4 protein-coding genes are annotated in these 2,548 nt (G+C 60.8%); all 4 read left to right on the forward strand.

Annotated features, from left to right (window positions below; all coding sequences use genetic code 11):
- The first annotated feature begins 35 nt into the window (after positions 1 to 35).
- Positions 36 to 1,208 carry a fumarylacetoacetate hydrolase family protein gene (locus Q0341_RS01195; RefSeq protein WP_299510000.1) on the forward strand — a complete coding sequence of 391 codons (1,173 nt, stop codon included), beginning with the start codon at positions 36 to 38 and terminating at the stop codon, positions 1,206 to 1,208.
- A gap of 51 nt (positions 1,209 to 1,259) precedes the next feature.
- Positions 1,260 to 1,610: an FKBP-type peptidyl-prolyl cis-trans isomerase gene (locus Q0341_RS01200; protein ID WP_299509998.1), complete on the forward strand. Its 351-nt coding sequence runs from the start codon at positions 1,260 to 1,262 to the stop codon at positions 1,608 to 1,610.
- 148 nt (positions 1,611 to 1,758) lie between these two features.
- A complete protein-coding gene (gene grpE, locus Q0341_RS01205) occupies positions 1,759 to 2,313 on the forward strand; it encodes a nucleotide exchange factor GrpE (RefSeq protein ID WP_299509999.1) in 555 nt (184 codons plus the stop codon).
- 98 nt (positions 2,314 to 2,411) lie between these two features.
- The coding region (locus tag Q0341_RS01210) for an Hsp70 family protein (protein WP_299510001.1) at positions 2,412 to 2,548 on the forward strand (137 nt) is incomplete at its 3' end.

Below are 2,548 nucleotides of genomic sequence, written 5' to 3' on the forward strand. Positions count from 1 at the left end.
CTGCCAAGATGCGATTTTTTTCATCGGTGATCCCCATGCTCAACACACAACTGCCCCAAGATGCGCATCAGGCTTTGCTGGTGGGCCGTTTGTGGGTGCCAGGTCAAGGGCCTGCTTTGGTGGCCATCACGCCGCAAGATGTGCTGGACTTGTCCTCTTTAGCGCCCACTTGCAGCGATTTACTGGAACAAACCGACCTTGCCCGCCGCGTGCGTGCCGCCCTAGCCGCTGGGCAAGCCCGCCCCTTGGCCCGCACCAGCGAAGCCCTGGCTAACAGTGACGAAACCCAACGTGACACCACGCAGCCTTGGTTTTTAGCCCCTTGCGACTTACAAGCCGTCAAGGCCGCTGGCGTCACCTTTGTGGCCAGCATGCTCGAGCGCGTGATCGAAGAGCAAGCCCGGGGTGACGCCAGCAAGGCTGAAGCCGTGCGCCAGGCGGTGGTGGCGGTCATTGGCGACAACCTGCGCAGCGTGAAACCCGGCTCGCCCGAGGCGGCTCAGCTCAAAGAAGTCTTGCTGGCCCAAGGCATGTGGTCGCAATACCTGGAAGTGGGCATCGGGCCAGATGCCGAAATTTTCACCAAAGCCCAACCCATGAGCGCCGTGGGCAGCGGGGCATGGGTGGGCATTCACCCCGGCAGCCAATGGAACAACCCCGAGCCAGAAATTGTGTTGGCCGTCAATTCGCGAGGTGAAGTGGTAGGCGCGACGATGGGCAATGATGTGAACCTGCGCGACTTTGAAGGCCGCAGCGCCTTGCTGCTGGGCAAAGCCAAAGACAACAACGCCAGTTGCGCCATCGGCCCCTTCATTCGGTTGTTTGACGAGCACTTTGCCATCGACGACGTGCGCCAATGCGAGCTGAGCCTGACCGTGCAAGGCCCGGAAGGCTTTGTGATGCGCGGCAGCAGCGCACTGAACCAAATCAGCCGCGACCCACTGGACTTGGCGGGCCAAGCCATGGGCAAATACCACCAATACCCGGACGGCATGATGCTGTTTTTGGGCACCCTGTTTGCCCCCACCCAAGACCGCCATGGTCCAGGCCAGGGTTTTACCCATGTGGTGGGCGACGTGGTCAGCATCGCAACGCCCCAGCTGGGCACCTTGGTCAACCAAGTCAACACCTCTGACCAGGTGGCCCCTTGGGCCTATGGCGTGAACGCCCTCATGCGCGATCTGGCACGCCGGGGCCTGCTGGCATAATTTCGGCTTGCCAACGGGCTGGTGACAGCCCCCATTTCCAGAAAGAACCCCATGAACACCACCCCCTCCGGCCTGCAATACGAAGACACCCTCGTGGGCGAAGGCGCTGAAGCCACCCCAGGTCAAGACGTGACAGTGCACTACACCGGCTGGCTCTACAAGGACGGCGAACAAGGTGCGAAATTCGACTCCAGCCGTGACCGCCGCGACCCCTTTGTGTTCGGTCTGGGCGCGGGCATGGTCATCAAAGGCTGGGACGAAGGCGTTGCGGGCATGAAGGTCGGCGGCCAGCGCACCCTGATCATCCCCGCTGAGTTGGGCTACGGTGCCCGGGGCGCTGGCGGCGTGATCCCGCCCAACGCCACCCTGAAATTTGATGTGGAATTGCTGGCCCTGAGCTGAGCCCCGATCGGCAGGGTCCTGGGCCAACCCGCCGCTTGGCGGGTTTTTTCTTGCATCCCAACGCTGTGTGCCCCACACAAAATCCCCCTTGAAGCCTGATGCATCGCCCCTACTTAGAAGGGGTATCCACTATTTGCGGACCTTGTTCATGTCAGAAGCCACACAAAACCCCCACCCGAACCCCCTGAATGAAGCAGAACTGGCGGCAGCCGAAGCCACCGCTTCAACACCCACCGATCCGCTGGCCGACGTCCAGGCCGAGCTGACCAATTTGAAGGCGCAAAACGCCGACCTGGCAGACCAGTTCCTGCGCGCCCAAGCCGATGTGCAAAACGCCCGTCGCCGCGCCGACGACGAAATCGCCAAAGCCCGGAAATTTGCCGTTGAAGGTTTTGCCGACAGCCTGCTGCCCGTGCTCGACAGCCTGGAAGCCGGCTTGGCCATCCCCAACGTCACGATCGAGCAAATCCGCGAAGGCTCTGAAGCCACGCTGCGCCAGCTCAAAAGCGCGCTCGAGCGCAACAAAGTGGTCGAAATCGCCCCCCCTGCAGGCACCAAGTTCGACCCGCACCACCACCAAGCCATCAGCGTGGTGCCGGCCGAGCAAGAAGCCAACACCGTGGTCACCGTGCTGCAAAAGGGCTACCAGATTGCCGACCGCGTGCTGCGCCCGGCTTTGGTCACCGTCACGGCCCCCAAATAAGACTTGCAATACCCTTTTTGGCAGAAGGGGACTTGAAAAATTTCCAGCCTGCCCCATTTGCAAATCATCTGTACTTTTATTGAATTTTGGAGAATCTCATGGGAAGAATCATCGGTATTGACTTGGGCACCACCAACTCGTGCGTGGCCATCATGGAAGGCAACACGACCAAAGTGATTGAGAACGCCGAAGGCGCGCGCACCACGCCGTCCATCATTGCTTACCAAGAAGACGG

It is taken from the genome of uncultured Limnohabitans sp. (assembly GCF_937889215.1).
Classification (GTDB): domain Bacteria; phylum Pseudomonadota; class Gammaproteobacteria; order Burkholderiales; family Burkholderiaceae_C; genus Limnohabitans_A.

What these genes read in the sequence shown, in the direction of transcription:
- Q0341_RS01200 (WP_299509998.1), top strand. Translation starts at nt 1,260, where the DNA reads ATGAACACCACCCCCTCCGGCCTGCAATACGAAGACACCCTCGTGGGC.
- grpE (WP_299509999.1), top strand. Translation starts at nt 1,759, where the DNA reads ATGTCAGAAGCCACACAAAACCCCCACCCGAACCCCCTGAATGAAGCA.
- Q0341_RS01195 (WP_299510000.1), top strand. Translation starts at nt 36, where the DNA reads ATGCTCAACACACAACTGCCCCAAGATGCGCATCAGGCTTTGCTGGTG.